25 protein-coding genes and 1 tRNA gene are annotated in these 22843 nt (G+C 36.6%); 18 read left to right on the top strand and 8 right to left on the bottom strand.

Annotated features, from left to right (window positions below):
* The first annotated feature begins 2 nt into the window (after positions 1-2).
* From BXY82_RS05185 to BXY82_RS05180, 4 genes are all read left to right on the top strand, one after another.
* Positions 3-1790, top strand: a complete 1788-nt coding sequence (locus BXY82_RS05185; protein WP_133757097.1) for a CHASE3 domain-containing protein — start codon at positions 3-5, stop codon at positions 1788-1790.
* Between the two features lie 117 nt (positions 1791-1907).
* Entirely contained in the window at positions 1908-2111 is a 204-nt protein-coding gene (locus BXY82_RS15685; protein WP_394345926.1) for a lmo0937 family membrane protein, read from the top strand.
* A 49-nt stretch (positions 2112-2160) separates the two neighbouring features.
* Positions 2161-2286, top strand: coding sequence for a hypothetical protein (locus BXY82_RS15640; RefSeq protein WP_262711358.1), 126 nt, complete (start codon positions 2161-2163; stop codon positions 2284-2286).
* 51 nt (positions 2287-2337) lie between these two features.
* A complete protein-coding gene (locus tag BXY82_RS05180) occupies positions 2338-3351 on the top strand; it encodes a helix-turn-helix transcriptional regulator (RefSeq protein WP_133757096.1) in 1014 nt (337 codons plus the stop codon).
* A gap of 129 nt (positions 3352-3480) precedes the next feature.
* On the opposite strand, the gene BXY82_RS05175 is transcribed toward BXY82_RS05180, so the two are convergent.
* On the bottom strand, positions 3481-3930 hold the full coding sequence (locus BXY82_RS05175; protein WP_133757095.1) for a hypothetical protein: 450 nt from the start codon (positions 3928-3930) through the stop codon (positions 3481-3483).
* Between the two features lie 403 nt (positions 3931-4333).
* Between BXY82_RS05175 and BXY82_RS05170 the strand changes: the two genes are divergently transcribed.
* From BXY82_RS05170 to BXY82_RS05160, 3 genes are all read left to right on the top strand, one after another.
* A complete protein-coding gene (locus tag BXY82_RS05170; protein ID WP_133757094.1) occupies positions 4334-4810 on the top strand; it encodes an Hsp20/alpha crystallin family protein in 477 nt (158 codons plus the stop codon).
* A gap of 98 nt (positions 4811-4908) precedes the next feature.
* Positions 4909-5169, top strand: coding sequence for a hypothetical protein (locus tag BXY82_RS05165; RefSeq protein WP_133757093.1), 261 nt, complete (start codon positions 4909-4911; stop codon positions 5167-5169).
* Between the two features lie 11 nt (positions 5170-5180).
* Complete coding sequence (locus tag BXY82_RS05160) at positions 5181-5669, top strand: hypothetical protein (RefSeq protein WP_133757092.1); 489 nt, start codon at positions 5181-5183, stop codon at positions 5667-5669.
* A gap of 38 nt (positions 5670-5707) precedes the next feature.
* Here BXY82_RS05160 and BXY82_RS15575 read toward each other — a convergent pair whose 3' ends face one another.
* The 6 genes from BXY82_RS15575 to BXY82_RS05130 form a co-directional block, all read right to left on the bottom strand.
* Entirely contained in the window at positions 5708-6232 is a 525-nt protein-coding gene (locus BXY82_RS15575) for a permease prefix domain 2-containing transporter (RefSeq protein ID WP_243835686.1), read from the bottom strand.
* A complete protein-coding gene (locus tag BXY82_RS05150; RefSeq protein ID WP_133757091.1) occupies positions 6233-6565 on the bottom strand; it encodes a PadR family transcriptional regulator in 333 nt (110 codons plus the stop codon).
* Positions 6566-6668: 103 nt separating this feature from the next.
* Entirely contained in the window at positions 6669-7484 is an 816-nt protein-coding gene (locus BXY82_RS05145; RefSeq protein WP_133757090.1) for an alpha/beta hydrolase, read from the bottom strand.
* A gap of 276 nt (positions 7485-7760) precedes the next feature.
* Positions 7761-7834, bottom strand: a tRNA-Asn gene (locus tag BXY82_RS05140).
* 73 nt (positions 7835-7907) lie between these two features.
* Positions 7908-9248, bottom strand: a complete 1341-nt coding sequence (gene rseP / locus BXY82_RS05135) for an RIP metalloprotease RseP (protein ID WP_133757089.1) — start codon at positions 9246-9248, stop codon at positions 7908-7910.
* A 79-nt stretch (positions 9249-9327) separates the two neighbouring features.
* A complete protein-coding gene (locus tag BXY82_RS05130) occupies positions 9328-11259 on the bottom strand; it encodes a M1 family aminopeptidase (RefSeq protein ID WP_133757088.1) in 1932 nt (643 codons plus the stop codon).
* Positions 11260-11354: 95 nt separating this feature from the next.
* Between BXY82_RS05130 and BXY82_RS05125 the strand changes: the two genes are divergently transcribed.
* The 4 genes from BXY82_RS05125 to BXY82_RS05110 all read left to right on the top strand — a co-directional run bounded on the left by BXY82_RS05125 (position 11355) and on the right by BXY82_RS05110 (position 14712).
* Positions 11355-12020: an SCO family protein gene (locus BXY82_RS05125; protein ID WP_133757087.1), complete on the top strand. Its 666-nt coding sequence runs from the start codon at positions 11355-11357 to the stop codon at positions 12018-12020.
* 166 nt (positions 12021-12186) lie between these two features.
* The gene (locus tag BXY82_RS05120; RefSeq protein ID WP_133757086.1) at positions 12187-12414 is read left to right on the top strand and encodes a FeoA family protein; all 228 of its coding nucleotides are present in this window, start codon (positions 12187-12189) and stop codon (positions 12412-12414) included.
* Complete coding sequence (gene feoB / locus BXY82_RS05115; RefSeq protein ID WP_133757085.1) at positions 12415-14514, top strand: ferrous iron transport protein B; 2100 nt, start codon at positions 12415-12417, stop codon at positions 14512-14514.
* A gap of 57 nt (positions 14515-14571) precedes the next feature.
* A complete protein-coding gene (locus BXY82_RS05110; RefSeq protein WP_133757084.1) occupies positions 14572-14712 on the top strand; it encodes a FeoB-associated Cys-rich membrane protein in 141 nt (46 codons plus the stop codon).
* 161 nt (positions 14713-14873) lie between these two features.
* Here BXY82_RS05110 and BXY82_RS05105 read toward each other — a convergent pair whose 3' ends face one another.
* On the bottom strand, positions 14874-15530 hold the full coding sequence (locus tag BXY82_RS05105) for a metal-dependent transcriptional regulator (protein WP_133757083.1): 657 nt from the start codon (positions 15528-15530) through the stop codon (positions 14874-14876).
* Between the two features lie 205 nt (positions 15531-15735).
* Here BXY82_RS05105 and BXY82_RS05100 point away from each other — a divergent pair, with 205 nt between their 5' ends.
* The 7 genes from BXY82_RS05100 to BXY82_RS05070 all read left to right on the top strand — a co-directional run bounded on the left by BXY82_RS05100 (position 15736) and on the right by BXY82_RS05070 (position 22843).
* On the top strand, positions 15736-16536 hold the full coding sequence (locus BXY82_RS05100; RefSeq protein WP_133757082.1) for a transporter: 801 nt from the start codon (positions 15736-15738) through the stop codon (positions 16534-16536).
* Positions 16533-17444 carry a metal ABC transporter solute-binding protein, Zn/Mn family gene (locus BXY82_RS05095; protein ID WP_133757081.1) on the top strand — a complete coding sequence of 304 codons (912 nt, stop codon included), beginning with the start codon at positions 16533-16535 and terminating at the stop codon, positions 17442-17444. Before BXY82_RS05100 ends, BXY82_RS05095 begins: the two co-directional genes overlap by 4 nt.
* Before the next feature lie 91 nt (positions 17445-17535).
* A complete protein-coding gene (locus tag BXY82_RS05090) occupies positions 17536-18303 on the top strand; it encodes a metal ABC transporter ATP-binding protein (protein WP_133757080.1) in 768 nt (255 codons plus the stop codon).
* Between the two features lie 64 nt (positions 18304-18367).
* A complete protein-coding gene (locus BXY82_RS05085; RefSeq protein ID WP_133757079.1) occupies positions 18368-19495 on the top strand; it encodes a metal ABC transporter permease in 1128 nt (375 codons plus the stop codon).
* Positions 19488-20648 (top strand): metal ABC transporter permease, encoded by a 1161-nt coding sequence (locus tag BXY82_RS05080; RefSeq protein WP_133757078.1) that lies wholly within the window; start codon positions 19488-19490, stop codon positions 20646-20648. The genes BXY82_RS05085 and BXY82_RS05080 overlap by 8 nt, the downstream gene beginning before the upstream one ends.
* 63 nt (positions 20649-20711) lie before the next feature.
* Positions 20712-21374, top strand: a complete 663-nt coding sequence (locus BXY82_RS05075) for a peptidoglycan recognition protein family protein (RefSeq protein WP_133757077.1) — start codon at positions 20712-20714, stop codon at positions 21372-21374.
* A 2-nt stretch (positions 21375-21376) separates the two neighbouring features.
* Entirely contained in the window at positions 21377-22843 is a 1467-nt protein-coding gene (locus tag BXY82_RS05070) for a M14 family metallopeptidase (RefSeq protein WP_133757076.1), read from the top strand.

The following is a 22843-nucleotide window of genomic DNA, read 5'->3' as shown; positions in this document are numbered from 1 at the left end:
TTATGCCTTTAAGATTCATCACCAATTCTGAACGCTTCCTAAAAATCATATTCGGGTTAACACTGTTTGTGGTATTGGTTATGGGCGGTCTTGCTTATAGATATGTTAAAGAACTTACTAAATCTATAGATGAGGTACAACATAATTATGAAGTACACATCTTATTAGAGAAAATGGTTTCGGCGCTTAAAGATGCCGAAAGTGGCAAACGAGGCTATATCATTACCAAAGATTCCACATTTTTAGAGCCTTTACTTACTAATAGTGATACGTTTCAATATAGCTTGGCACAATTGGAGGAACTCACTAAAAAGAATCCTGAACAACAAAAAAATATTGAAGAATTAAGAACAAAAGTAGAGAAAAATTTAGCGATTTTTCAAAAAACACTCCAGCTTGCCAATAACAATAATATTGATTCACCTGAGTTTATTGAAGCCTTTAAGGAAGGGAGACGTACTATGAACAGTGTGCGTTTCAAAATAAAGCAAATGGCGGCACATGAAACGAATATTTTAGGAACATCAAGGGCAAAAAGTTATAAAAATTTAAATAATGCCCCAATGGTGGTGTATTATGTCATAATCTTATCGTTACTTATCTTATTACTGACCTATTTACACATTAGTAGAAGTTTAAAAATTTTAAAAGAGAAAAATGAGCTTTTAGAGACCTTTAAAAAATCTACCACCCAATCAGAAATCATCAGTAAACACGGCAACTGGATTTGGCATGTAGAAGACAATATTTATGAATATTCTGACAACTTATATCGTTTACTAGGCGAAGAACCACAATCTTTTGAGCCCAATCTAGAAAATTATTTGTCATTTGTGCATCCTGATGATATTGAAAAACTGACCCAGCATGTTGAAGAAATGAAGGAGAATGAGGATTTACCTTTTATTCATTATAGAGTTATTCAAAAAAATGGGATAATAAAGCACTTTAAGGCGTATGCCAAATTGTTGGTAGATTCTGATGGGTATAAGAGACTTTTAGGGACAACGGCAGATATCACTGACGAAATTGAGAATTACCGAATTATCGAAAAGAGAAATTTAGAATTAGAGCGCAGTAATAAAGAGTTATCATCCTTTAATTATGTTGCCAGTCATGATTTGCAAGAACCTTTACGCAAGATACAAACCTTCTTATCACGACTTGAGGATAAGGAAAAGGATAATTTATCAAATAACGGACAACTTTATATTGAACGCATCAAATCATCCACTTCAAGAATGCGATCCTTAATTGATGATTTGCTACAATTTTCTAGAACCAACAAGTCTGAAGAAGCGTTGGCAGATTCCAATATCAACATCTTATTGGAAACCGCAAAACATGATCTTGCAGAAATTATTGCTGATAAAAGAGCCCGCATCTCATCAGATTCAATACCGAGCATGCGCGTTATTCCATTTCAAATAAAGCAGCTATTTCTTAATTTGCTTAGCAATTCATTAAAATATAGCCGAGAGAAAACGGCCCCAATAATCACTATAAGTTATTCTAGAACCAATGCCAGTGCTCTGCCAAATGTTAAATACTCCAAATATTATGCATATCACACCATTACTATTCAGGATAACGGTATTGGTTTTGATCAAGAATATGCTGAGAAAATTTTTGTCCTATTTAATAGACTTCACAATAAAACTGAATATAGTGGAACGGGTATTGGGTTATCTATATGTAAAAAAATTGTAGAGAATCATAACGGTTACATTACAGCCTATGGCAATCCAGATATTGGAGCAACCTTTACAGTATACCTGCCTATAACCTAAAATCATTATACTAGCCATTTAAAGCACCTTATATCATACATATAAGGTGTTTTTTTTTTGCTTTTATGGGAATTGTATAACCAATTCTGAAAATGCTGTAAGAGAAAAGGTGGGTTAATGGGTCATCTTTGTAATGTATTTAATAAACAGCTCATAATGTACGAGGATCCTAAAATGAAAATGTTCTTTTATACCGTTTCCGTTCTCATGATCATTGCATGGGCCCTTAGTTACTTTGTTTATTCATTACAACCAGCTGTTCACCTTTTATTGCTTTTAGCTGTAGTGGTTGGATTAATAGGTATGAAAAAAAACGACTAATTAAGAAACATCATTTATAAACACAGTAGCCACTATAAACTATATACTTATGAAAACCAATCAAGAATCCCAATTAAAGCAATACGCCAGAGTAGCAAGAATTTTTCCTAAAACGAATCCGAATGCTACAAATGCAAGAATAAGAGTCTTGGCTACCGCCAAGCCTCAGATTTAAAATTTAGTACGAGACCATAGTAATTAATTAACCATAAAAAACCATCACACCATGATAACAATAGCATCCAAAGTAAACGATTTATACTCTTTTTTCGAAGCGCTCAAAAATGAAATTGGTGGTACGTTAACGCAAAACGCCAGTGAGTGTACGCTTAGTTTAAATAACGATATTGCAAAAGGCAGCATACGCTCCATTGCTTTAGAAGATGGTTTAACCGTTCTAGAATTTAACCTGACGTCTTTTCAGGATATCAAACTAAATATTGATACACTGGTGGAGTCCAATGTCAATTTTATGTACTGTTCTAAAGGAAAATTGTCTCATACATTTAATGAAGACAGTGCAACAAATACCATAGATGCTTTTCAAACCAGCATTATCGCAAACATCATCTCCGGACAAAATGTTATCTTTTTAGAAAGAGATATTGAAACCGTAGCCACCATGATTTCCGTAAACACATCTCACGAAGGCAATAACAGTTCGCAATGGACTAGCAGCTTAAGAGAAGCATTCATTGCCAATAGAACAGAAGATTACTTATATATTGGTTCTTATAACCTTAAGATAGCTGAAAGCATTAAGCAATTACAATGCATTAAGCAAGAAGGGTTGGTACGTCAGTTGCTTACTAAAGGTATAGTCAATGTTATTTTAGCTTTAGAAATTGAACATCACAATAAAGACATCCAAAATTTAGATATGGAGCCAACGTCTTTAACCAAAATGGAAATTGGACTAATTGCAAAACTTACAGAGTATATTAATGAGTATCCAGATTTAGACCATAAAGTGGAGAACTTAAGCGAACGTGTTGGCCTATCTGCCGCCAAGTTGCAAGAAGGGTTCAAGTTTCAACATGGTTTAACCATTTGCGAATATATTAGATCTGTACGTTTGACCAAATCAGAAGAACTGATCATAAATACCGACTTAAATATATCAGAAATAGTATATAGTGTTGGGTTTACAAGCAGAAGTTATTTTTCAAAAATATTTAAAGAACGTTATGATTGCACACCTAGCGAATACAAAAAAAATAAGTTAGCTGTATCAGCATAATATATATCAAGTAGTACTTCAAGGGATTTAAGTACTGGTTAATTCGGAAAAGCTCTAATTTATATTAGAGCTTTTTTGTGTGTTGATGGGAATATTTTTTAAAAATATGTATGGCTAAGTTTAAATGATTTAATATCGAAATTGGGTATCATAAGGTTCTGACCATTTTGAAGCACGACCAATTGCGGGTGTGGCTGTAGCAAACACTTCCAACCTGCGCGTATAATATGTAGATCTACTATCAATTGAGCCCAGTTTTAGCGCCATTGGCGTATTAATGACAAGTTGCGTTCTATCAGCTTTAAAAATAACTGAGGCCTTCCCCAAATAGTCATCACGTCGGTCTAATGTCGTTTCTATAGACACAATGGAGCTCTCGTCCCAATTGGACACAATTATTAGGGGGTCAATTTTACCATGTACATCATAGACAAAGAGATGTAAACAATATTCAATATTGCCAAGGATATCCAATTCGTGGAATTCAATAGTTGTCACTACAGTGATATCAGTCTCGTTATCACCCACATTTATTTTTTCTGGAACTTCAAGAATTCTTACTGATAAAATTTTTGCCATTGGATTTGACTTAAATTAAAAATTTATATAGTGTTCAACCATCTAAATGTGATACACTTACAACTAATATAATCAAATCTTAGTCTTATTTTCTACACTATTTGAATAAATATTATAAGGACAGATAAAAGTAGTCATATATGTAAATTTGGCAGACCGAGTACATTCCTGCAATAATTTAAGCTAACCTTTACAATTTAGCACAATGTCAAAATGGCACTTTTTTAACAAATTTGATCCTATTATTTTTAAATTTTTCTTAATAGAGCGGATAATATTCTTAAAGAAATTTAAATCTGAATGGGCAAAATCATTTTGGTATTTTTTTTGTTTTAATGATATTACAATTAATAAAGACTATCAATTTGAATTAAAATAAAGTTTAATATAAATTTTTGTGATTATGAACACTTTAGTAAATGTTCCTAAAAGCGGAAGATTAGCGAACAGTAATTCAAATCAAAACTTCCCAACCTTGTCAAATTGGTTAGATGAAATTTTTAACAGAGATCTGCCAACAGTTTTTGCTTCAAACTTTAATAACGGCATGACCTTGCCGAAGGTAAATATCAAAGAAACAGCCGATGCATTTACGGTGGATATGGCGGTGCCCGGTTTAAAAAAATCAGATTTCAATATTGACATAGACAACAAAGTGTTATCCATTTCTACAGAATCGGAGGAAACACATGAAGAGAAATCTGAAAATTACACTCGCAAGGAGTTTGGTTATGCTTCTTTTAAAAGAACCTTTACGCTTCCTGAAAGTGTAAATGATGAAAGTATTAATGCAACCTACAAGGATGGCATTTTGAGCATTTTCTTACCAAAAAAAGATGAAGCCAAGCAAAAGCCCGCTAGAAGCATTAAGATTTCATAATTTCAGCAGATATTTAATTTTTTAAATATGATTGGAGGCGACCGAGAAATCGGTCTCCTCTATGTTACATAAATGTTTGATTTGTAAAAATTGAAGATATGCCACGAAAGTTTAAATCTGGAGATTGGGTAAAGGTAAGAGGAAAACTTACGGCTCCAAAAATGCAAGTTCTCAAATATGTTCCGAAAAAAGATGTAATTCTAGGGTTGGTTGATTATGATACGTATTTGGAATGTGTTTGGTATAAAAACGGTGAACGCAAATCAGAGGTGTTTCACCAAAATAAATTAATAAAAACCATAGAAACTGGAGGTTTGTTCAAAACGGTTTTAACAAACCCAAAATTGTGTGTAACCTAAAATTTAAACTGATGAAAACTTATGTTTTAGTATTTATAATTGGTTTATTGAGCATCAGTTGTAATGCACAGGATAAAAATGCAAAACATACTGATAGCGCCGACACTGAAGCAAAAATTATAGAGCCACATAAAGGTTCTTGGAAAGTTAATAAGGAATTTGACGATGCAGGAAACTTAATAAGATATGACAGCATCTATTCCTGGTCATCAACTAAAAAATTGGATAAATTATCACTTACTGAAAAAGACAGCTTGTTGCAAACTTTTAAATCGAGATTCTTCAGAAATTTTTCAGATTTTGACACTAAAAACTTTGAAGATGTGTTCTCTAAAGATTCATTATTTAGTAAAAACTACTTCAATGACGAATTTTTTGGAAGTGATTTTGGTAGGGATTTTATGGATATTGACAAAATCACCCAACAAATGATTGCAAGGCAAAAGAAATTTTTAGAGAAGTATCAGTCAGAATTCCTCAAACCTAAAGACGAAAATTAAAAGATTTTCGTCTTTTTGCATCAAAAAAACATATTATTTTAAGTTCCAGCAAAAGGAGTTCCAAAAATGCCAACAGCAAGTTCTGCCCAAATTAGTATTAACGCAGCAAATAAGCTAATAAGTAATAGGAAACGCTGCTTTGCGGATTTTACCTTTCTTAATATCCATTCAAACATTAGGCCTGTTCCCAACAATAGAACACCCGCGATTATAAAATCGAAAATTTTCCAATTTACCTCAGTGGTAAAAATCATAGCAATTAACGGAATAGACAATATCCCTAAAGCAATGGTTACAATAGTGAAGAGTCTCTTATTCTGATTAGTAATTTCCATAGCGTTTATGTGTGTTAAATGATAAATATTTCCGACGATAGAAGGACGAAACAAAAAAATAACCTCCTTTACAAAAAGCCTATTTGCTTTGTTATAACCGTATTCTCTAAGATACATTTGAAACCGTTCCATTAAATCTCCCTCTATTTCCTCTCTAAAATCAGGATGGCAATACCAATAAAAGAATGCCAATGCGAGTGGTGATGGTGTATTAGCTTTCTTTTGCATTTAACAAAAATTAAAGGACAACTTTGGTATTGCTTCCCAAAGCGAATTTCTCTGATGTCTGGTGTCGTCAATTATTTTTTCACCATCTGCAGTAAGTTCATATAAGCGCTTCCGCTTGCCTCCCCTTTCCTTTGTAGCGTCTCCAAATTGTGATTTCAGCAATCCTTTGTTTTCAAGTCTTTTCAGAACAGTTTGGATAGCTCCCAAGCTAACCTTTCTATCTAACCTGTCTTCAATTTCTGAAATGATCCCTACACTATATGCGCCACCATTAAGTATAGCAACAATTAGCAATACCACTTCTTCAAATTCTCCGAGTGTATTTTGACCCATCTGAGCTTTATTTACCACAAATGTAGTTAATATTGATTTAATAAACTACATTGTAGTTAAAATATTTGCAAAAAATAATTCAATAACCTATAACGCTGTAACCTTACCGTGGTTGATTGATATATTTTAAACCATTGTACAAAGCCAACAATAGCACAGAGTGATGATCTTCGCTTTCAAAGTACTCATGATTAACATTTTGAGCTTCTTCCGTTTGCTTTGATAATAATTCATAAAGAAGGTCATGTCTCTGTTTATTCTTTATATTCCCCGTCTCTCCATGATTGGCAGTCGCTATATATAGCTTTTTATTAGACGAAGATGGTGTAATTGTATCCACTCGCTCCTTCATCATCTCCTTATCCCACCAAACACTTGGATCTATAGATATGTACGCATCAAATAGACTGTTTTCATCCAAATATGAATTCAATGTTAGTAGGCCTCCCAAAGAATGGCCAATAAGTGTACGAGTTGGGGTTGTTCTGTAATGGTTATCAATATAGGGTACTAATTCGTTTTCAATAAATTTTAGAAAATTTTTACCGCCCCCCATTGTATTTGGTCGTTTAGTATTAATTTTTGTGACTGTAAAATCTCGTTCTCTATCAATATTTTCTATAGCAACTACAATGCTTTCTGGCATAAAATTATTTCGGCTTCTCTGTGACCCCATAAAGTGAACTATTCCAGAGGTTATTTTAAAATGTGCATATCCATCCAATAATATAATTATAGGAAATTCTTTAGACGTATTAGTATACGTATCAGGAAAACTTATTAAACAGGTCCTTTCTTCATTTAAAATATGAGATGTAATTACAATCTGTTCACCTAATGTAATAACGTCTTGGTTTTGGCCAAATACGGCTTGTACTCCTGTAATAAAACCAAATAAAATTATAACAACTGTTTTCATAATCTATATTAATGTAACGGCATGGCTTAGGCATTATTGAGGGTACATGCGATTCCCATTTTCGGCTCATCAGGAGCCTAATTGTTTATGATTGGCCTTAGTGTTTACAATTCATAATAAACGAAATTAAAAAATTTTGAAGACATTTAAATACATCCATAAAATCAATTGGTGTTATTAAAACATTCATTATAAGATAAGAAAAGACGCTAAAGAGAGATTGGTTGTCAACTACAAAACAAAAAAGAGCTACATTTTCATGTAACTCTTTGTTTGCTCCTCCTCTTGGGCTCGAACCAAGGACCCTCTGATTAACAGTCAGATGCTCTAACCAACTGAGCTAAGGAGGAAGGTATATTACCTATTTTGAGGTTGCAAATATATTGCTATTTTTGAATTGAACAAAACAATTTTCAAAAATTTTTAATCCGATATTGCTTTAAAAATATCATTGCCATTTGCGAATAACACTAACATAATGAGTATCACGAATCCAACCAATTGTGCGCGCTCTAAAAACTTTTCTGAAGGTGCGCGTCCTGAGATCATTTCATATAACAAAAACATCACATGACCACCGTCCAAAGCAGGGATTGGAAGCAAGTTCAAAACCCCTAACATGATGGATAGAAACGCTGTAATACTCCAAAAATATTCCCAACTCCAACTACTAGGAAAGACATCAAAAATGGCCTTAAATCCACCAACACCTTTGTAGGCTCCAGTACTTGGACTAAAGATTAATTTTAACTGTGTAAAATAACCTGTTATTTGACTGGTAAATTTATTGAAGCCAACACCAAAGCTTTCACCCAAGGTATATTCATTACGTACAATATCAAAATACCCCAATTCCGCCAAATCATTCATCGTGCCACCAACCTTAACACCCAATTTCCCGTTAGCATCAACTTTCAAATTGAGATTTTTGGTTTGGCCATCTCTCAAAATTTCAGTTTCTACAATTTGACCTTTAAACGACTTTAGGACGTCCTCAGCTTGATCAAAATACTCCACTGATTGACCATTGATAGATTTTACAAGATCGCCTTTCTTCAAATCAGCCGATTTGTTTAAAGATGTATCAGCAACTGCATAAATTAAAAATGGCTCTCTAAGGCCAAATAGACCCTCATGCTTATTGGTGGATAATTGTCCTAAAAAATCTTCCGGTAGGTTAATGGTCTGCACGGCACCATTTCGTTCAAAAGTTACTGATTCAGCCCCTATAATATTGGTATTGACATCGGAATACTTAACGACTTCAGTTTCACCTACTTTCACAATCTTATCCCCAGTTTTAAATCCTAAATCTGTCAATAATGGGTTATTTATCAAATAACCATCCTTGATGCTCGCTGCTGAAATATCAGTTTCACCATAGGCAAAGGCCATCACAATGTAAATAAGCAAGGCCAATACAAAGTTTACTGTTACCCCACCCAACATGATAATTAAACGTTGCCAGGCTGGCTTCGCACGGAACTCCCAAGGTTTCGGTGGCAAGGCCATTTGCTCCTTATCCATGCTTTCATCAATCATTCCGGCTATTTTTACATAACCTCCTAAGGGCAACCATCCGATTCCATAAACGGTATCGCCAATTTTTTTCTTAAATAAGCTGTATTTGATATCAAAAAACAAGTAGAACTTTTCTACGCGTGTTTTAAATAGTCTTGCTGGTATAAAATGCCCAAGCTCATGCAATACGATGAGAAGGGACAAACTCAATAAAAATTGAGAAATTTTAATAATAAACTCCATTGATCTCTGTTCAAAAAAAATTATAAGGCACAAAAGTAATCTTTTAAGTGCAGTTAGGAAACTAATACGATTCTAATCGCTAGTTTTTTAACAGGGTTTTGGTAAAGTTCCCTTGGTCCGTTTGAAACTCCATAAAAAATACACCAGATGCAAATGACGCTACATCTATGATATGCGTCCACCCTGAAGAATAAAGACGCTGCCCCAAAACATTGTAGATATGAATGTACTCAACGTCCATCTGATCGGGTTTTTTAATGGTGATGTTATACGTAGCTGGGCTTGGAAACACCGATAATTCCGCTTCTATGTCAAGCTTATCCACACCCAACACTGCCCTATTATTTCTTGATATGATATCATACTCCGGATTGACAACTACCTCAACCACCTTAAAATTAACCGCGTTACTAAATTTTTCGAGATTTTTGCTGTGCTCTAAAACCAGATCCAACGTTTGCCCTGACTCACCAAGAAGCCTTATTGGCAAAGCCGTTTCGAAGAAGGATACGGATGGATGGCTTTGGGTTTGACTTAGGATAAAGTTGATTTCTGTAGCATTAGGTTGGTACCATTGTAAATCGAAAGTTGGATAGCCCTCGCCATACACCCAGTCATCAAAAAATTCAGATAGATCTTGATTACTTGATGCATTCATTATGGACAAAAGGTCTTCTGTCTTGGCATAACCATAGGCATGGTCTGGATGATTGAGATATTCCTGTAATCCCTGATAAAATATGTTATCCCCTACTTTCTTGCGGAGCATATGCAATACCATGGCGCCTTTATTGTAAGACAAGCGGCCATCAAACACTCTGTTTACGCTTAAGGTATCTGCTTCTTTTACGTAGACAGAACCACCGGTTCTTGACGTTACGGAATTTACTGTTTGTTGTTTCCAAGTGTTAAATGGGGTTAGCCCATCCAGATGCTCAACTACAAGGCCTGTCATATAGGTAGCAAAGCCTTCATTAAGCCAAATATCCTGCCAACTGCCACAGGTCACCTTATTGCCAAACCATTGATGACCTAATTCGTGTGCAATCAGGCTTCGTCCAAAACTACCCATAAACGACACTGTGGTATGTTCCATCCCGCCATTCCAGCCAAATTGGGCATGACCGTATTTTTCATCAGCAAAAGGGTATTCGCCAAAAAGCTCCGTGAACAAATTCATAACTGTTACCGTTACCGGGGTTTGGGTTTTTATGGTTGCCAAATGCTCTGGGTATACATAATTTACGATTTCAAAGGGCTTGCCGTTATTGGGAACGGGGTCGGTATACACAGCATAATTAGTAACCGCAATAGCCACTAAGTAAGCAGGAATGGGATATCTATGTTTAAAATGCGTGGTTTTGGCAGAACCATTGATACTTTGCGATTGCTCCAAACCGTTGGACACCGCTATATAAGCATCGCCGCTAGGATTGGCTTTAGGCGATGTGATATACACGTCGATACTGTCAATTTTATCAATCAAATCCTGTTTACATGGCCACCATCCTTTAGCTCCATAAGGTTCAGAAAGTGTCCATAGTACAGGTTTAGAATTGTGAGTACTAACTTCAAATGATCCGAATCCAGAACTCACAGGATTGCCAGAATACCTAATGGCTAAGGAATCTAAAACGCCTGCCACCTGAGTTGTTGGTAAAGTAATGACCAACTCATCACTATTTTGATGCGCAAATGGCAAAGACACCCCACGTTGGATTACCTGAGACACCGTCATATTGGTTGCCAAATCAAAAGTGATTTGATTTAAATCTGTTTTAGCTTCAAAATGCGTCGTTACAACACCCTGTATTTGGGCCACTGACGGATTGACCTCCAGCTCCAGTCGGTGGTATTTCACATCGTAGTTTCCGGTGTTAGGACTGGCCCTAAATTCCATCCGTTGTAACGCTGATTTCATTTCTGCTTCTTTCAAGGCCTGAAGTTGTTCATCTTGGGCATTAAACACTGAACACACAAGCACAAATAAAAAGGTAAAAATGTTTTTCATGAAAGCAGATTTTAGCACTAAAAATACCGTTTTTGACGGTTATCTATCGTATTTTTGCACACAAATCTTACCAAACATTCTCAAAACCATTAAAAATGCTCTCATTTTTTAAGGACTATAAGTATTTTGGAATCGTCCTATTGATTCTTTCCGTTATTATCGTGACCATTATTTTTAATATTCTAACCCCTAAAAAAGTGCTGCCTATTTACCAACCCTCTATGGTCAATTTTGAAATGGTTGACAGCACAATCCAGTATCAAAGCAAATATCATAAGATAGCCAATTTTAGCTTGATCAATCAAAACGGCGATACCATAACTCAAGAGGATTATAAAAATAAAATCTACGTGGCTGATTTCTTTTTTACCACTTGCCAGACCATTTGCCCGATTATGACCGACCATATGGTGCAAATTCAGGAGAAAATCATGGACGATGATGAAGTTATGCTACTCTCCCACTCCGTTACACCTATAATTGACAGTGTGTCACAATTAAAGCGCTATGCAATCGAGAAAGGCGTGGTTGATTCTAAATGGAATTTGGTGACGGGCGATAAAAAACAAATTTATGAATTGGCCAGAAAAAGTTATTTGGCCGTTAAAACGGATGGCAACGGAGATGCCTACGACATGATTCACACTGAAAATTTTATGCTGATTGATAAAAAGCGTCAAATTAGAGGCTTTTATGACGGTACCAAACCCGAAGACATTGCACAATTGTTAGAAGACATTAAGGTTTTAAAAAAAGATTAGTGAAAAGCCGAAATTAAAATTGAAGTTGAAATTGAAGAAATTTTACAACAAATACTTCAAATAAAAGAAACTTCAAACAATAGAAATCTGAAACTTTCATATTTTAAGGTTGACCCTCTAAATTTTTATATTTACTTTTGCTTCTTTAAAATCAATCTAAATAAGCTTGCAAGTAACAGTCGCACATCTAAAGAGAGGGCAACGCGGTATCATTACAGACGTTTCATCTATTTACATTCCTCTAAAACTTTTAGAAATGGGGTGTTTACCAGGTAATTATGTAGAACTTGTACAAGTTGCACACTTTTCCGATCCCATGTATCTTAACATCAATGGTACTCATTTAGCCATCCGTAAAGAAACTGCACTTCACATATTAATAGATATCTTATAAATGAGTAAACAAATTAATGTTGCCTTAATAGGAAATCCCAATACAGGTAAAACTTCCGTATTTAATGCCCTTACGGGATTAAATCAAAAAGTGGGCAATTACCCTGGTATTACTGTTGAAAAAAAGGAAGGGATTTGCAAATTGCCTCGTGGCGTAAAAGCGCACATTATTGATTTGCCCGGCACCTATAGCCTAAACGCCTCGTCTTTAGACGAGAACGTGGTAATTGAGTTGTTACTGAATAAAAATGACAAAGATTTTCCGGATGTTGCCGTAGTGGTGAGTGATGTGGAGAATCTGAAACGAAATTTGCTGCTTTTTACCCAAATTAAAGATTTAGAAATCCCTACCATATTGGTCATTAATATGGCTGACCGTATGAGTTATAAGGGAATTTCATTGGATATTCCGTATTTGGAAGCACAGCTCAACACAAAAATTGCGCTTGTAAGTACTCGTAAAAAAAACGGGATTGCTGAATTGAAGGAATTGATTTCAAATTATAAAGATTTGTCGATTACGCCATGTATGAATGCATCTGAAATTGATAGGGAGTATTTTGACAATTTGCGCAAAGCTTTTCCTAATCAATTGTTGTATAAATTGTGGCTAGTTATTACCCAAGATGTTAATTTTGGCAAGACGGATAGAAATGAAATTGATGCGGTTGCTGATTTTAAAACAAAATCAAAAGCCGATTTAAAGCGACTGCAACAAAAGGAAACCATCAAACGCTATCAATTTATAAACAATACGCTTAAAAAAGGCCAAACTATCGATCTTAATACAGCCAAGGATCTTCGTATTAAATTGGACCGTATTTTAACCCATAAAATTTGGGGATATGTCATTTTTCTCCTTATTTTATTAACAATATTTCAAGCCATTTATGATTGGTCTAGCGTCCCTATGGATTTTATTGACACATCCTTTGCTTCCTTAAGTGAATGGACAAAAAATGCCTTGCCCGCTGGAGCCTTTACCAGTTTGTTGGCAGAAGGCATCATACCTGGCCTTGGAGGAATTGTAATATTTATTCCTCAAATTGCATTTTTATTTCTGTTTATTTCAGTACTTGAAGAAAGTGGCTACATGAGCCGAGTAGTGTTTTTAATGGACCGCGGTATGCGTCGTTTCGGCTTAAGTGGAAAAAGTGTGGTGCCTTTAATCTCAGGAACAGCTTGTGCTATTCCCGCTATTATGGCCACTCGAAATATCGAAAGTTGGAAAGAACGCCTCATTACTATATTAGTAACCCCGTTTACTACTTGTTCTGCGCGTTTACCAGTATATCTCATTATCATATCATTAGTCATTCCAGAGGGTCGATTTTTCGGATTAGGTTACCAAGCTTTAACCCTAATGTTGCTGTATTTAATAGGTTTTGGAGCCGCTTTAGTATCAGCAATGGTATTAAATAAAATTCTGAAGATTAAAAGTAAAACCTTTTTTGTGGTAGAAATGCCTAATTATAAGTTGCCATTATTAAAGAACGTGGTGTTGACAGTGATTGAAAAGACCAAATCATTTGTTTTTGGAGCGGGTAAAATTATCTTGGCAATTTCAATCATTCTATGGTTTTTAGCCTCTTACGGTCCTGGGGAGGGGTTCAATAACGCTGAAGAAATTGTCAAAACAGAATATGCTGGTCAAAATCTGACAGATGATGAATTGCATGAACATATAGCATCTCAAAAGTTAGAACATTCGTTCTTAGGAATTACAGGTCACGCTATTGAACCTGCTATCAGGCCATTGGGTTATGATTGGAAAATTGGGATTGCTTTGGTCAGCTCATTTGCTGCGCGCGAAGTGTTTGTAGGCACCTTGGCTACCATATATAGCGTTGGAAGTGATGATGAAGAAACAATTAAAAACAGGATGGCAGGAGAGGTGAACCCTATTTTAGGCGGGCCTTTATTTACGTTTGCTTCAGGAATTTCGCTGCTCCTATTTTATGCCTTTGCCATGCAATGTATGAGTACACTTGCCATTGTACAGCGCGAAACAAATTCGTGGAAATGGCCACTGCTACAACTTGTAATTATGAGTGGTTTTGCGTATATAATAGCATTGATAGCCTTCCAACTTTTAAAGTAGAATTCTAACTGCTAACTGCTAAAAGAATTCGCATTGTATTAAACAAGAAGACAGCACATGAACGACACAATTCAAACCATATTGGCCCTTATAGCACTTGCACTTGCATTAAGCTTCCTTATTAAGAAATTCTTTTGGAAAAAAGCAAGAACCAAGAAAGCGTTTAATGATGCGCATGATTGCGATAAATGCCATTAAATGGTTGGCACATTGTTATTCCTTGCCTATTATGGCAGTTATGTGTAATTGGTTGTTTATGGAGTGATAATTTAACAGCATTGCGGTTAGACCTTTAAAATATATAATGTGATTTCTCCTTGCGTCGGAATGACAACTCCGCTATAATGACAATTCCCGACTTAATTTTCTTTTAGAAACAAGTTCTTTCCTACAATTTGAGACACCATAAGTTCCCGACCCTCAATAGCAATCTTAATGGAATGGTCAAAAGGTTCTTTGTGTAACACTTTTATGACGGTACCAAGCGCAATGGCATTGTTATTCAAATATTTGAGAAAATCCACAGAACTATCATTGACACCCACACAAATATAGTTGACTCCCTCCTTCGCATTGGAGAGGCTTGTTTTTTCTACGTGCTCAAACTTCCCATGTTTATCCGGAATAGGGTCGCCATGAGGATCATGGGTGGGGAAATCTAAAAAAGCATCGAGCTCATCAATAAGTTTCTGAGATTTGATATGCTCTAATTGTTCCGCAACATCGTGAACTTGGTCCCAGGTAAAGTTGAGTTTATCCACTAAAAACACTTCCCATAGACGATGCTTCCTGATAATATTTACCGCCACTCTTTTCCCATCAGCAGTGAGACTAACACCTTGATACTTTTTATAATTGGCATAATTTTTTTCCGCCAATTTTTTAATCATATCAGTGGCAGATGAGGCTTTTGTATTCATCGCTTCTGCAAGAGCATTTGTACTTACAGTTACTGAGCCTTGGTTGCCCAGATGAAAAATCGCCTTTATATAATTTTCTTCAGTGAGTGTAATCATGGTTTTCTTATCTCAAACAAATATAAGAATATATAATGGTGAACTTATTTTTAGACTTATCTAAACAACAATAAAGTTATAAGCCAGGATTTGTTAAAATTAATGCGCTCCTGTAAAGCTTAAAATCTGACAAATACTCACTTTATTACTCCATCTCACCTAGATTTAATTTTTTTTAGTACATTCGTAACTTATATTTAGACTTATGAAAAAATTAATTTTCATTCTATCCATTGGAATGGGCAATGAGGCTACAGTTGCACAGGAGAACGTGTTTACAGAGCCTTTAATAACTGACCGTCCAGATGCCACCGAATCTCCAACAGCAATAACTAAAGGTATGCTCCAAATAGAAACGGGCAGCTTTTATGAGTCCTATGAAGAAAACAGCATTAAAAGGGAGACTTTTACATACAACACAACACTACTTCGCTACGGGATAATCCGTAATTTAGAATTGCGAGTCGGTTGCAATTTTGCAGAGGAGAGCATTGGCAGCAATGCAAACCAGTTTAAAGACATTTCTAGCGGCTTCCATCCTCTTCTTGTAGGTTTTAAAACAACCATTGTACAAGCAAACGGATGGATTCCTGAAATCGGCTTTTTGGGTCACTTACACCTTCCGTTTATGGCGAGTACAGATTACAAACCAGAAACAACTGGCGCAGATGTTACTTTTGCGTTTAATCATACCTTAAATGATAAATCAAGCATAGGCTACAATATTGGGGCAGCGTGGAAACATGATTCCCCTGAAATCGCCTATATTTATACGATTGCGTATGGATTTGAAATTACCAATCAATTTGGGGTTTATACTGAGCTATATGGTGATATCCAAGAACATCATATAGCAAACCATTTTTGGGATGCAGGATTAACGTATTTAATTTCTGACAATCTACAGCTCGATGCGTCAGTTGGAAGTAGCATAACCAAAGGACAAGATATATTGCTAAGTGCAGGCGCCAGTTATAGAATCCCAACAAAAAAGCATACCAAATGAAAAATATACTACTAATAACGATTTTTATAAGCTTGATTTTCAGTTGTAAAAATGATCAAAATAATAATGGCAACCTCAACGTTGTCACCACAACTACCTTAATTACAGATTTGGTCACACAAATAGGAGGCGACAAACTGAACATTCAGGGATTAATGGGTACTGGTGTGGACCCACATCTCTACAAAGCTAGTGAAGGTGATGTCTCTAAGTTAGTCAGTGCCGATTTGATTTTTTACGGAGGCTTACATTTGGAAGGGAAACTCGTAGAGGTTTTTGAGAAAATGCAAAGCCAAAACTTACAAACCATTGCTGTATCGGATGCATTGGATCCAAAAACATTAATTGGCTCAGAATATTTTGCATCAAATTATGACCCACATATTTGGTTTGATGTACATAATTGGGAGCTCATTACCGCGTTTGTTGTAGAAAAGTTATCAGAAGCAGATCCTGGTAATACCGCTGTTTTTGAAGAAAACGGCAAAAATTATTTGGAACAATTAGGAGCCCTAGATGCCGAAATCAGGGCAACTATCGAAACCTTGCCTAAGGAGAAACGCATTCTGGTCACTGCCCACGACGCGTTTAATTATTTTGGCAAGGCTTACGGCTTTGAAGTTGTTGGCCTCCAAGGTTTATCAACAGCAACTGAAGCTGGCGTTCAAGATGTCCAAAACTTAGCAAGCTTTATCATTAAAAAAAACATCAAAGCCATTTTTGTAGAAAGTTCAGTTCCGAGACGCACCATTGAAGCACTTCAGGCCGCTGTAAACTCCAAAAACCATCATGTGGAAATTGGAGGGACACTATTTTCGGATGCTTTAGGCACAAGAGGTACTCCGGAAGGCACTTACATTGGGATGTTTAAACATAACGTCAATACCATTGTAAAGGCATTGCAATAACCTACAATGTTGCGACCATCATAACCTAATATTTCACGTGTCGCATCCCTTGAGCACTAGAATAAATTAAAGTGATTAAAACCCAATACTAATGGATACCCATACAGATGAACATGCGCTCAATAAAGGCAATTTAGCCGTTAAGGTTGACGATTTAACAGTGGCCTATAACTACAAGCCTGTACTTTGGGATATTGACCTCGAGATTCCTGAAGGTGTTTTAATGGCAATCGTCGGGCCTAATGGCGCTGGCAAGTCCACTTTAATCAAAGCCATTTTAGGCATTCTCAAACCCATTGCAGGCAGTGTTAGTATTTACGGTAAACCCTATCACAAACAACGGTCGTTGGTGGCCTACGTGCCTCAAAAAGGGAGTGTGGATTGGGATTTTCCGACCACCGCATTAGACGTGGTCATGATGGGCACCTATGGAAGCTTGGGGTGGATTAAACGTCCGGGTGTGAACGAAAAGAAAGCAGCCTTGGAAGCACTAGAGAAAGTAGGCATGCTCGCGTTTAAGAGCAGGCAAATCAGTCAACTTTCCGGTGGGCAACAGCAACGTATCTTTTTGGCAAGAGCATTAGTACAGGAGGCTTCCATCTATTTTATGGATGAGCCTTTCCAAGGAGTGGATGCCACAACTGAAATAGCCATTATCAATATTTTAAAGGAGTTACGTAAAGCGGGAAAAACCGTGGTCGTGGTCCATCATGATCTACAGACAGTTCCAGAATATTTTGATTGGGTAACCTTTTTAAACGTAAAAAAAATTGCCACTGGTCCCGTTATGGATATTTATAATGACGATAATTTAACCAAAACTTATGGTATTAATTATAAAGTAAGTGTACAGAAATGAGTTGGCAGTTAGCAGTCCATCTCAGGAAAAAAACCTAAGATTCCCGCATAAGCAAGAACAGATTATGAACTTACAAGAGTACTTTTCTTTAGTCTTCAGTGATTACACATTACGCACCATCACGCTAGGCACAGCCATTTTGGGGGCCGTTACAGGTATGCTCGGTAGTTTTGCAGTACTCCGAAAACAGAGTTTACTGGGCGATGCCATCTCTCATGCAGCCCTGCCCGGAATTGCTTTGGCATTTTTGATAACTGGCGCTAAAGACAGTAATACATTATTGATTGGTGCCTTGGTCAGCGGACTCCTCGGTACATTTTGGATTAGAGGCATTATTAATAAAACGCATTTAAAGTCAGATACGGCCTTAGGTTTAATCCTTTCTCTATTCTTTGGATTTGGAATGCTCTTACTCACCTTCATCCAAAAGCAACCCAATGCCAATCAGGCAGGTTTGGATAAATATCTATTCGGACAAGCCGCTACACTTGTCGAAAGTGACGTATGGCTCATGGCTATTATTACCGGCATTTGTGTGGTGGTCATGTTCTTATTTTGGAAGGAATTTAAACTTTTACTTTTTGATGCCGATTATACCAAAACACTCGGTTTTAATACAAAATTTATCGACATTCTCATCACCACATTTATTGTCTTGGCTATTGTTTTAGGACTACAGACTGTTGGTGTTGTGCTCATGAGTGCTATGTTATTAGCACCTGCCGCAGCTGCTAGACAATGGACCAACAATTTGAGCACCATGGTAGTGCTGGCTGCTGTTTTTGGGGCGTTTTCTGGAGTCTTTGGAACCGCCATCAGCGCTAGTCAGGACAATTTGTCGACAGGTCCCGTCATTGTATTGGTAGCCTCCGTATTTGTAATCTTTTCCTTTATTTTCTCGCCTAGCCGTGGATTATTATTTCGTCAAATAAGATTTATCAGCAATAGACGAGACTTAGAACTTCAAAAAACCTTGTCGTTTATGTATCATATTGCAGAAACGCACGATGATATTTCTCATCCGCATACCATCAAAATTTTAAATAATTTTCAAGGTTTTACCCGGAAAACACTTCAAAAATTGGTCGATAAAAATTATGTGACCATAGATGGCACTATGTGGTACTTAACTGAAGAAGGGTTTGAAACTGCAGCTAACCTTTACAACCAAAATATCAAAAAGCATGAATAGCGCCCAGTTTGAAATACAACTCATTGCAAGTTTGGTAGCCATCGCTTGCGCTATACCTGGAACCTTTTTGGTGCTTCGTAAAATGGCCATGATCAGTGACGCCATAAGTCATTCTATTTTGCCAGGCATTGTGGTTGGTTTTTTTATCACGCAAGACCTCAACTCGCCGTGGCTGATATTATTGGCCGCATTTACCGGTGTTATTACGGTGGCTTTAGTGGAACGTATACAGAAAACAGGACTCGTTAAAGAGGACACTGCTATAGGACTGGTATTCCCTGCCTTATTCAGTATTGGCGTCATTATGATTGCTAAAAACGCCAATGATGTACATTTAGATGTTGACGCTGTTTTATTGGGAGAATTGGCCTTTGCGCCCTTTGATCGGCTAACCGTTGCCGGTACTGATATTGGTCCAAAATCGTTGTGGGTAATTGGAATTATTTTGATGATTACCATCAGCCTGTTGATCGCGTTCTTCAAAGAATTAAAAATCAGCACCTTTGACCCAGGTTTATCTGCTTCGTTGGGGTTTTCTCCCTTAATTATGCATTACGGACTGATGACCGTATCATCAGTTACTACCGTAGGTGCATTTGATGCCGTTGGTGCCATATTAGTCGTTGCTTTAATGATTGCCCCTGCCGCCTCTGCCTACTTGCTGACCACAGATTTGAAAAAAATGCTCGGACTTGCCGTGTTTTTTGGCGTATTTAGTGCCATTACTGGATATTGGGTGGCGCATTGGCTAGATGCCTCCATTGCAGGGTCCATTACGACCATGCTTGGAGTGCTGTTTTTATTTGTATATCTTTTGGCACCTAGCAAAGGACTTATTGCCGTAATGTATCGTGACAAGCAACAACGTATTGAAGTATCATTGCTCACCTTTTTACTTCACCTTAAAAACCATACTGAAGAACGGGAGCGTCATGTAAACCATTTGAATGAACACATCAATTGGCAAAAAGTTAAAAGTGAAACTGTTTTAGATTTAGCGCTCAAAAACAATATGATAATTATCAATAATAAAATCGTCTCGCTAACTGAAAAAGGTAACGCGTTTACCTCTCAAGCCATAGATTACATCATCACCAATGAAGATGCACAAATTGAAGATATGAAGGATGACTTCTTTTTGTTTAGAGGCTAGATTGAATGCGCTAAACTGTAAACAATAATTTCGTTAACTTTGGTTTATATCAATCGTTACCTAATGAAATATACGCTTCTTTACATCACGCTCCTGTTCCTATTCGCCTGTGGTACTACCAAGACCATAGTGGATAAGCCAATAATCTTTAATGAAGAGCGCATTCAACTCACCAATGCATATTTAGCGTCACGCTATGGACTGGAACAAGCTAATCCAAATATAGTGCCTAGAATGATTGTGCTACATTGGACCGCAATTCCAACCCTTGAAAAATCATTTAACGCTTTCTACCCTACAACTTTACCGAGCAGACCGGATTTGGTGAATGCCAGTAATTTAAATGTTTCGTCACATTTTCTGGTAGATTTGGATGGCACCATTTACCGTTTAATGCCTGAAACCACCATGGCGCGTCATGTTATTGGTTTAAACCATACGGCTATTGGCGTTGAGAATGTAGGCGGTACAGAAGGTGTCCCCTTAACTAAAGCCCAAATAAAAGCCAACATTTGGTTGGTGAAGTATTTAACTGAAAAATACCCCATAGAATATCTTATTGGTCATTACGAATATACTAATTTTGAAGATCATGAGTTATGGATGGAAGTTGATGAAGGCTATCGAACTGAAAAAACGGATCCTGGAGAAGACTTCATGAAAGCCGTCAAAAAAGGAACAAAAGCATTAAAATTAAAGTCAGCACCTATTAAAACGATTCAATAATTATGAAATACATTCTCTCCTTAATCATTGCTGTATTGTCTTTCTCAGCAACGGCACAAGTTAAAGATATGACTACAAGTCTTTATGACAGTTATTCTAAATACAAAGAACCGAGTTTGGACAAACGCCGCATTAAACATGATGAAATCCAGCCGCTTATCAATAATTTAAAGAGTAATCCTGCTTATACTGTTAAACAAGTGGGAGAAAGCATTAAAGGTAAAAGTATCAGTTTAATAAGTGTTGGCTCTGGTGATACCAGTGTGTTCTTATGGTCGCAGATGCATGGCGATGAACCTACCGCCACTCAGGCCATTTTCGATATTTTTAATTTTTTGAACAGTTCTGATTTTAAGGCTGAAAAAGAAGAATTGTTGAGCAAACTGACCCTTCATTTCATACCGATGCTGAATCCTGATGGAGCCGAGGTATTTACCAGGCGTAATGCTCTGGGCATAGACATTAACAGGGATGCCCTAATGTTACAATCGCCCGAAGGTCAAATTTTAAAACGGATTAGAGACAGTTTGGATGCTGATTTTGGGTTCAATCTTCACGATCAAAGCATTTATTACAATGCAGAGCGTACGCCAAAACCTGCGACAATCTCCTACTTGGCACCAGCCTACAATTATGAAAAAGACATCAATGAGGTGCGTGGCAATGCTATGAAAGTAATTGTATTTATGAACTCTATCATTCAAAAGTATGCACCAGGACAAGTGGGGCGCTATAATGATGATTTTGAACCTAGAGCCTTCGGAGACAACATCCAAAAATGGGGAACGAGCGCAATTCTAATCGAATCTGGTGGTTATAAAAATGATGTTGAAAAACAGGAAATTAGAAAACTAAATTTTGTATCCATTTTGTCTGCCTGTTATATAATTGCGAATGGCGATTATAAAAACATTCCTATTGAAGATTACGAAAAGATTCCACAGAACGATCGTAAATTATTCGATTTAAAAATAGAACGGTTCACTCATAAATTACTCGGTAAGAATTATATTTTAGATCTCGGGATCAATCATCTGGAAGTGCAAGATAAAAATAATGAGGGTTTCTATAATGTGGGCAGCATTGTAGAAAAAGGGGATCTTTCAACCTTTTATGGCTACGACACTGTAGATGCTACCGGATACCGATTGATTGAAGGCAAGGTCTATCCTGAGCTCATTACTTCATTTAAAGAATTGCAAAAAATGGACCTTTATAAGCTGCTTAAATCAGGGTACACTTATGTACGCGTCGCTGACTTTACGCAAAAAGACAAAGCGGTATCCTTACCCATTAATATTTTGGATAAGGATCAAAAAGTACCTGGATTTTATGTGAATATTGGCAACAATCCAAATTTTGTGCTCCAAAAAGATGGCACTGTGGATTATGCTGTGGTCAATGGTTTTTTAATCAATTTAAAGACTAAAGAAAGTAATTTTAAGAACGCAATCTTCTATGGCAAATAA

It is taken from the genome of Gelidibacter sediminis (assembly GCF_004364975.1).
GTDB lineage: Bacteria > Bacteroidota > Bacteroidia > Flavobacteriales > Flavobacteriaceae > Gelidibacter > Gelidibacter sediminis.
This window is presented reverse-complemented; position numbering and strand designations above follow the sequence as displayed.

Coding starts and splice junctions, on each gene's coding strand:
- BXY82_RS05185 (WP_133757097.1), top strand. CDS start 3: ATGCCTTTAAGATTCATCACCAATTCTGAACGCTTCCTAAAAATCATA.
- BXY82_RS15685 (WP_394345926.1), top strand. CDS start 1,908: ATGGGTCATCTTTGTAATGTATTTAATAAACAGCTCATAATGTACGAG.
- BXY82_RS15640 (WP_262711358.1), top strand. CDS start 2,161: ATGAAAACCAATCAAGAATCCCAATTAAAGCAATACGCCAGAGTAGCA.
- BXY82_RS05180 (WP_133757096.1), top strand. CDS start 2,338: ATGATAACAATAGCATCCAAAGTAAACGATTTATACTCTTTTTTCGAA.
- BXY82_RS05175 (WP_133757095.1), bottom strand. CDS start 3,930: ATGGCAAAAATTTTATCAGTAAGAATTCTTGAAGTTCCAGAAAAAATA.
- BXY82_RS05170 (WP_133757094.1), top strand. CDS start 4,334: ATGAACACTTTAGTAAATGTTCCTAAAAGCGGAAGATTAGCGAACAGT.
- BXY82_RS05165 (WP_133757093.1), top strand. CDS start 4,909: ATGCCACGAAAGTTTAAATCTGGAGATTGGGTAAAGGTAAGAGGAAAA.
- BXY82_RS05160 (WP_133757092.1), top strand. CDS start 5,181: ATGAAAACTTATGTTTTAGTATTTATAATTGGTTTATTGAGCATCAGT.
- BXY82_RS15575 (WP_243835686.1), bottom strand. CDS start 6,232: ATGCAAAAGAAAGCTAATACACCATCACCACTCGCATTGGCATTCTTT.
- BXY82_RS05150 (WP_133757091.1), bottom strand. CDS start 6,565: ATGGGTCAAAATACACTCGGAGAATTTGAAGAAGTGGTATTGCTAATT.
- BXY82_RS05145 (WP_133757090.1), bottom strand. CDS start 7,484: ATGAAAACAGTTGTTATAATTTTATTTGGTTTTATTACAGGAGTACAA.
- rseP (WP_133757089.1), bottom strand. CDS start 9,248: ATGGAGTTTATTATTAAAATTTCTCAATTTTTATTGAGTTTGTCCCTT.
- BXY82_RS05130 (WP_133757088.1), bottom strand. CDS start 11,259: ATGAAAAACATTTTTACCTTTTTATTTGTGCTTGTGTGTTCAGTGTTT.
- BXY82_RS05125 (WP_133757087.1), top strand. CDS start 11,355: ATGCTCTCATTTTTTAAGGACTATAAGTATTTTGGAATCGTCCTATTG.
- feoB (WP_133757085.1), top strand. CDS start 12,415: ATGAGTAAACAAATTAATGTTGCCTTAATAGGAAATCCCAATACAGGT.
- BXY82_RS05110 (WP_133757084.1), top strand. CDS start 14,572: ATGAACGACACAATTCAAACCATATTGGCCCTTATAGCACTTGCACTT.
- BXY82_RS05105 (WP_133757083.1), bottom strand. CDS start 15,530: ATGATTACACTCACTGAAGAAAATTATATAAAGGCGATTTTTCATCTG.
- BXY82_RS05100 (WP_133757082.1), top strand. CDS start 15,736: ATGAAAAAATTAATTTTCATTCTATCCATTGGAATGGGCAATGAGGCT.
- BXY82_RS05095 (WP_133757081.1), top strand. CDS start 16,533: ATGAAAAATATACTACTAATAACGATTTTTATAAGCTTGATTTTCAGT.
- BXY82_RS05090 (WP_133757080.1), top strand. CDS start 17,536: ATGGATACCCATACAGATGAACATGCGCTCAATAAAGGCAATTTAGCC.
- BXY82_RS05085 (WP_133757079.1), top strand. CDS start 18,368: ATGAACTTACAAGAGTACTTTTCTTTAGTCTTCAGTGATTACACATTA.
- BXY82_RS05080 (WP_133757078.1), top strand. CDS start 19,488: ATGAATAGCGCCCAGTTTGAAATACAACTCATTGCAAGTTTGGTAGCC.
- BXY82_RS05075 (WP_133757077.1), top strand. CDS start 20,712: ATGAAATATACGCTTCTTTACATCACGCTCCTGTTCCTATTCGCCTGT.
- BXY82_RS05070 (WP_133757076.1), top strand. CDS start 21,377: ATGAAATACATTCTCTCCTTAATCATTGCTGTATTGTCTTTCTCAGCA.